This is a genomic window from Pontibacter diazotrophicus (assembly GCF_003367245.1).
GTDB classification, from domain to species: domain Bacteria; phylum Bacteroidota; class Bacteroidia; order Cytophagales; family Hymenobacteraceae; genus Pontibacter; species Pontibacter diazotrophicus.
This window is the reverse complement of sequence record NZ_QRGR01000062.1, coordinates 1-6,890: the sequence shown is the minus strand read 5'-3', so window position 1 is coordinate 6,890 and position 6,890 is coordinate 1. Positions and strand designations below refer to the sequence as shown.

Genomic DNA, 6,890 nt, shown 5'->3' with positions numbered 1-6,890 from the left:
AAACCCCCTTAACGCACTGGTTCACATCCTCTCCGGCCTGACAGCCTACACCTTTCTCGACCACAAAAACAAAAGGTTCAACCCCGCCAGAACATTGGCTTAATTCCCGAGTTCACGTTTTATTATGAAAAATTTAACATTCCAAAAAAAGAAGAAGTCAGGCTTCACTTATCTTGTTGGGAATGCGTTGTGCTGTGGCTGTGCCACTGTAAACGGCCCCATCCATATATCCTCCAAAAGCGGGTGATGTCTCAGTTCCTGCCAGGTACAGCCTGCCGTTCATAAGGGTGCTTGAATAGAGCGGGTGTCCATTATGCTGGTGAGGCATTATATACTTTTGATAATCCGAAAAGGTGTAAATTTCTTCCTTCCACACCCTTTCTGTATAAGAAAGAAAGTCAGTTGCTCGCTCACCTAACAGCCTTGTCAGTTGCTCCACCACCTTAAGCTTTCGCTCCTCTTTGCTTAAGACAGACGCATCAGCAGAGAGAAACCCTTTAAGGGCGAAACGGGTCTCCTCAAAATCACTGTGGTCGTACATCTCGACGGCGATCCCTGCGTGGCTGAAAATCGTTCCGGAGTATCCCTCCTGTCGCCAGAAAGGGCTCTCATATTCAACAGCAAACTTAATAGATTCCCCCATCCAGGTATGTGTGCTCCCCATCACATTGACCAGTTCACCAGGAAGCGCTGGATCGAAGGTTATCTTCTGCGATAAAATCAAAAAAGGAGGGATGGTGAGAATAAGGTACCTGCAGGCGTGTTTTTCCCCCTTGCTGGTGGTAATTTCCAGATGGTCTTTCTGCTCTGATACACTTACTATTGGAGAACCCAGGATGATCCGGTCATGCCCGACATGCTGCGCAAGGATATCAATCAGCTTCGATGTGCCTCCCGCAACTCTGTAAGAGGGTTCCTCAGCGTCTGGTATGTGAAACCACTGCGCCTCCTGTGCCGCATCCGTCTCAAACACGCCTACTCCCTGTTGATACTGCTTGTAAAACGGCAGTTCCAGTTCTTTCAGCAAGCGCATCAGGTGCGTGTGCTTTTCAGCAAACCAGGTAGCACCCATTTCAACGGGAGTGTTATTGCCTGCTGCTTTGACTGTTTCTATTCTTCCTCCCCATCTTTCCCGTGCCTCTAGCACAAGGGCACCTGTTCCGTTTTTCTTCAGATAGTAGGCTGCAGCTAAACCACTCAGCCCCGCACCTACTATAATCACCTCCTGCATAATCCCTTCCTGTTTACCTCAAGCTGACACTAAAAAGGTCCAGCTGCTCTTCTATTTTAATCTATGATGTCTAATATCGACTGCCGCTCTCTGTTTACTGTTAGCCTTGTCACATCGGGACGGGAGTAGTGACCTGCAACATCAAAGTTTTGCCGCTCCTCCAGCACCCGGTTAAAATCCAAGGTCTGGATAATCAGCCCTTCTTTTCCTATAACAGGCTCCACTATCCACTCTCCGTCAGGGCCTGCAACACAGGAGCCTCCATTGGCCAGCACATCCGGGGCATTTTCTACAATCTTCTCCAGATGAGGTGTGTCGGCTGGGAAATCCGCTACGCCCATAAGACCAGACACAGAAATCACAAACGACCGGGACTCCTTAGCGATGAAGCGGGTAATATCCATCGTATTCCTGTCTGAGCCGGGCCAGGCGGCCACATGCAAATTCTCACCTAGGCCGTACAGCGCTGTTCTGGCTAATGGCATCCAGTTCTCCCAGCAGTTCAGCCCGCCAACCGCAAATGCCTTTAGACGGTGTACCTGTAAGCCGTTCCCGTCACCAGGAGACCAGGTTAATCGCTCTTCATAAGTAGGCTGCAGCTTTCGGTGAACAGACTGAATCTGCCCTACCTCGTTGATGTAAACCAAAGAGCAGTACAGGCTATGCCCTCCCCGGTTTTTACCGCGCTCAATGACACCCAGGTAAATGGCGATCTTATGTTCTTTTGCCAATTTGCATACCTCATCCAAATCACCCGCTTCAATCTGAACTGCATTCCTTACATAGTGCGCGTGTACTTCCTTTTGTACAGAAGAATTGAATTCTGCCCCGTTGGTTAAGGACAGCCAGAAAGGATAGCCCGGCAGTAATCCTTCTCCAAAAACAATTAACTCGCACCCCTTCTCCCCTGCCTCTGAAACGGAGGCACATACTTTATCCAGCGTTTTGGCTTTGTTCAACCATACCGGTGAGATCTGAGCCAGGGCTACTTTCAATAAATTCATGATCCGAATCTTGTTTGGTACTACAAAAGTAAAGAAACAGGCTGCTTATAACTAGCTGTTCCATTGATTAGCTTTTCCCGAATTGCTCAAAAGCTGTTCACCATATGGGCGTAGAGGTTCGTGCTAGATCACTTCCTTCGCCGATATCAATGCTTCATAGCATTTTCAATGTCTCTAAGCAGATCCGCCACATCTTCTATCCCAACAGAAAGCCGCAACAAGCTGTCCCTTATTCCCAGTGCCAGTCGTTCCTCTTCAGGCAGGTTGGCATGGGATGATTTGGAGGGCTGGCAGATAGTGGTGTCCACACCTCCCAGACTTAAAGCAGGTATAATGAGTTGCAACCTGCCTAAGAAGGCCCCTGTTTTGGCCACATCCTTTAACTCGAAGGAAAGCATTCCTCCAAATCCGCCTGTCATCTGCCTTGCAGCCACTACATGATTAGGATGCTGCTGTAGGCCAGGATAATATACAGTGGAGATTTGCGGATTCTCCTGCAGCGCAGTTGCGATTTTCATCGCACTGGCGTTTTGCTTCTCCACCCTCAGGGCCAATGTCTTCAGGCTCCGCTCTATCAGGTAGCAGTCCAGGCCATTCAGGCTGCCTCCAAAGTTGAGTGCGCTCTGGTAAATGACGTCTTTCAATCTCTGAGAGGTGATCACTGCGCCGAAACATAAATCGTGGTGGCCTCCCAGGTACTTGGTGCCGCTGTGCACCACGATGTCAATTCCCAGCAAAATCGGGTTTTGATTGATGGGTGTAGCGAATGTACTGTCTACTACAGTTAGAAGGTTGTGCTTCTTTGCCACAGCTGCAACAGCCTCCAGGTCAACAACAGAAATCAGGGGATTTGAGGGAGTCTCTGTGTAGACAACCCTTGTGTTTTCCCTGACCAAGGACTCCATATTACCCATATCCGCGCTGGACACAAAGTCAAAGGCTATGTTATATTTGGGGAATTCTTCCTCTATCAGCTTGACAGTACCGCCGTATATTTCCTGCGAAAACAGGACATGGTCCCCTGCCTTTAGAAAGGAGAAGAGAACGGTTGCTATGGCCGCCGTTCCTGAGCTGAAGATCAGGCCGGCCTCCCCGTGTTCTAACCGGCAGAGTTTGTCAACAATGGCTTTCTGATTTTCTGTATTGAAATTTCTGGGGTACAAGATTTCATCAAAGCCAATGTACCGGTTGGCTGTGGAAGTGAAAATGGGGGTGTTCACTCCCTGGTGCTGCTGCTGGTTGTAAACACAAGTTGTTTCTTTGCTGTACATGCGGTTTTAGTTCGTTAAACAATTGCCTTCGCCTGTCTATTCTTCTATCTCTAATATTACTTCTATTTCTACGGCTATACCACCCGGAAGGGAGCCCATGCCGACAGCGGAACGCACATGTTTGCCTTTTTCACCGAAAACCTCTACCATCAGGTCCGAAAAACCATTGATTACGTTCGGGTGGTCCGCAAAGTCCTCGGTAGCGTTCACCATTGCTAACACCCTTACGATTCTTTTTACTTTGCTTAAATCGCCAAGAGCATGCTGGATGGTGGCCAAAACACAAACTCCTGCGTTGCGGGCTGCCTGATACCCCTGCTCTACCGTCAGGTCCCTTCCCAGTTTGCCTATGTCAACAGCCGTTGGGGTTCCGCAGTAACCGTGCCCCGACAGAAACAACAAATTCCCGACCTGAACAAAAGTAACATAATTGGCAACCGGCTGAACAGGCGGTGGCAATTCTATACCTACATTTCTGAGTTTTTCTTCTGGTTCATTCATGCTTGAAGGGTTAAGTCAAAATTTAAGTTACGTATGTCAGCTGTTGCTGCTGCAACTGAGCTTACGGTTAGTTTGCTAAGTGTAAACTCAAGTACGCATTCGCCACCTGTACTACAACCATTGCGTTGAAGTGGAAGCACAAAATCAAAATGAACATTGTCTATTTTGGCAGATATAAACCTGACAGAGAAACATGGAACTGGATTTGGAACGAACTACTACATAGCCTAATATCAATAAAAAAGCTGGGGGAGCATATCAAATGTTCTCTCCTTGCGAAACCGTCCTTTTTTACATAAAATATGTTATGAAAAAAACCAGATCCTAGGTCAGTGGTGCCGTTTTGGTACTCGGGGAGGTATTTTTCTGCTGTTTTAGTATGGAGAGAGGTTTGAATCTAAGTATTGTTATCTCTGCTTCTTTCCGCCTTCACCAGCTAACCTAGATGGGCAAGCATAACCTGGCAATCCCTAACCCGTAAACCCAGGCAGTCTCACACCCACACAGCTATATTTCAGGTTCAGGTATGGATATGCACTACATCCGGCGCGGCGCGGGAAAGCCGCTGTTGCTCATTCACGGTATCGGGGGCAGCTGGCGCTCTTGGCAGCTTATCCTCGACACGCTGGCAGACGCAGGCCGCGAGGTTATTGCAGTGGACCTGCCCGGCCACGGTGCGACCCCACCTCTGGCTGGCGAAGTATCCACCCGCACCCTGGCGGATGCCCTCACTGACTTTCTGAGACTCAACAATCTTTTGGGCATTGATGCCGTGGGCAGTTCGATGGGCGCACGCCTGGTTCTGGAGCTGGCCCGGCGGGGAGGTGTGCTGGGCGCGGTAGTTTCGCTTGACCCCGGTGGGTTTTGGCGAAGCTGGGAAGTCCCGTTTTTCTACTATTCGGTGGCGGCCTCGGTGCGCCTGGTGCGCCTGCTCCAACCCCTTATGCCCGCCCTCACCGGCAACCCCGTGGGCCGCACAGCACTGTTCGCACAATTTTCGGCTCGCCCCTGGCACCTGCCCCCTAAACTGGCGCTTGACGAGATGCGTGCCTTCGCAGCCTCTCCTTCCTTCAACGAACTATTGTATCAGCTTGCTTACGGTGAGCAGCAGCAAGGGGCGCCGCGAGGTTCTATCCAAGCGCCACTTGTCATCGGCTGGGGCCGCCACGACCGGGTGTGCCCCCCGCAGCAGGCCCCGCGGGCCCTGGCCCTGTTCCCGGACGCACGCCTGCACTGGTTTGCCCGTAGCGGCCACTTCCCGCAATGGGACACGCCCGAGGAAACAGTACGCTTGGTTCTGGCGGTAACCAGCGGCGAGAACCTGCCTTCTTTATGTTTGGAGGATAACACCCACGTTGCCACCTCCAGAAGCTGGACCGCTGTGCTGGGTGTGGGTCTGGCGCTGTCAGTCGGTAGTTTTTGGCTGTTAAACCGAAATAAATGACCTTACCTGAATTCAAGCCTGTTCCAGGGGCAAAGCAGCAGGCTAAGGCTTGAGCACCACCTTCACGCAGTTGTCTTCTTTCTTCTTGAAGATCTGGTGCCCATCCGCCGCCTGCTCCAGCGGCAGAGTGTGCGTGATAATGTCATCTAAGGTAACCTTGCCTTCCTGCTCACCCTCTGGGACAGGGATTGGCGGTAGAAGAAGGACTCTTCTACCGCCCGCTCTTTCCGGCAGCCAGTCTACAATGAAACAGTTAACGCAAGCATAATTTGCCCATAACAACCGCCCATGTATAGCTGTCCCGCAAAGCATGGGAATGTTGAGATGAAGGCAAGGTTGAACCAAAAAGCTGAATTGATCACAGGTGTAGCTAGAGCTGTTCTATAACGCTGATTATGTTAAAAAGCTATCCTCTTCACACTCCTACAGCAGGCATTCTAATCATGTTGAATGTCCTTCAAAGAAGGAATCTCTCCTCCCGAAAGGGTATTTTCCTTGGCTTTCCAAGGATAAACGTCACAATGCTTTTGCCTAAGGCCGTTTTATCCGGCTACCTGCTGAAAACATCCTGCCTGCTGCCTCTCCGTATAGCAGAACCAGGCATCCATTCATTAAAATACATGATAATGGAAGACAAAGAGCACAAGGATAATAAAGAGAGCAATGGCAAGCACAGCGGCTCCATGGGCATGCGCGGCGTGACAAGGCCCATGGCCGAGAAAGAGGTGCGCCAGCACAACGAGAAAATGCAAGGAGAAGGGCAGGAAAAACAGGACCAGCACAAAAGAGGCGACTACCGGCACGAAGGGCATCAGCAGGATAAAGACGGCAGCCATGATATGAAGATGTCGGAGGAGATGCGGGAGAAGATGCTGCACATGCACCACATGCAGACCCTTTGGGTATACTGGATGATTATCATCCTCGGTGCCTGGGTGCTGCTCTCCCCTTTAACCTTCGATTATAGCATTGGAACCGTGGAGCCATCGGGCGGCAGGAGCGTGTGGCTTTCAATGGACCAGCGCATTGCTTTCATGAAGTGGAGCGACATCATCAGCGGTGCCCTGCTTGTCTTCTTTGGCTGGCGCGGCCTCACCCCCAACCGTCCCGTCAGTCTGTGGATCTGCTGCTTTGTCGGTATCTGGCTTACCATGGCACCCATCATTTTCTGGTCTCCCACGGCAGTCGCTTACCTCAACGACACCCTGGTGGGCGCACTTATCATCGGGCTCACCATCCTGATACCGGGCATGCCCAACATGATAATGTACATGAAGATGGGGCCGGATACGCCTCCGGGCTGGAGCTATAACCCCTCCAGTTGGCCGCAGCGCTGGATCATGATGGTGCTGGGCTTTATCGGCTGGCTCGTGTCGCGCTACCTGACTGCTTTCCAGCTGGGCTACATCGACTCTGCCTGGGACCCTTTCTTCGGGCAG

General features: G+C 50.9%; 7 protein-coding genes and 1 pseudogene. 3 read left to right on the top strand and 5 right to left on the bottom strand.

Features of this window, described 5'->3' with window-relative positions; all coding sequences use genetic code 11:
• Positions 1–103, top strand: a pseudogene (locus DXT99_RS28110) (IS982 family transposase); the annotation flags it as partial.
• Between the two features lie 54 nt (positions 104–157).
• On the opposite strand, the gene DXT99_RS26455 reads toward DXT99_RS28110, so the two are convergent.
• The 4 genes from DXT99_RS26455 to DXT99_RS26440 all read right to left on the bottom strand — a co-directional run bounded on the left by DXT99_RS26455 (position 158) and on the right by DXT99_RS26440 (position 4,007).
• Entirely contained in the window at positions 158–1,231 is a 1,074-nt protein-coding gene (locus tag DXT99_RS26455) for a flavin monoamine oxidase family protein (protein WP_115568612.1), read from the bottom strand.
• A gap of 56 nt (positions 1,232–1,287) precedes the next feature.
• Positions 1,288–2,235, bottom strand: coding sequence for a carbon-nitrogen hydrolase family protein (locus DXT99_RS26450; protein ID WP_115568611.1), 948 nt, complete (start codon positions 2,233–2,235; stop codon positions 1,288–1,290).
• Between the two features lie 146 nt (positions 2,236–2,381).
• Entirely contained in the window at positions 2,382–3,506 is a 1,125-nt protein-coding gene (locus DXT99_RS26445; RefSeq protein ID WP_115568610.1) for a trans-sulfuration enzyme family protein, read from the bottom strand.
• A gap of 36 nt (positions 3,507–3,542) precedes the next feature.
• Positions 3,543–4,007, bottom strand: coding sequence for a RidA family protein (locus DXT99_RS26440; protein ID WP_115568609.1), 465 nt, complete (start codon positions 4,005–4,007; stop codon positions 3,543–3,545).
• 526 nt (positions 4,008–4,533) lie between these two features.
• Here DXT99_RS26440 and DXT99_RS26435 point away from each other — a divergent pair.
• Positions 4,534–5,451, top strand: coding sequence for an alpha/beta fold hydrolase (locus DXT99_RS26435; protein ID WP_115568608.1), 918 nt, complete (start codon positions 4,534–4,536; stop codon positions 5,449–5,451).
• Between the two features lie 42 nt (positions 5,452–5,493).
• Here DXT99_RS26435 and DXT99_RS27905 read toward each other — a convergent pair whose 3' ends face one another.
• Positions 5,494–5,763: a hypothetical protein gene (locus DXT99_RS27905; RefSeq protein WP_115568607.1), complete on the bottom strand. Its 270-nt coding sequence runs from the start codon at positions 5,761–5,763 to the stop codon at positions 5,494–5,496.
• Positions 5,764–5,972: 209 nt separating this feature from the next.
• On the opposite strand from DXT99_RS27905, the gene DXT99_RS27655 reads away from it, so the two are divergent.
• The coding region (locus DXT99_RS27655) for an SPW repeat domain-containing protein (RefSeq protein ID WP_449578162.1) at positions 5,973–6,890 on the top strand (918 nt) is incomplete at its 3' end.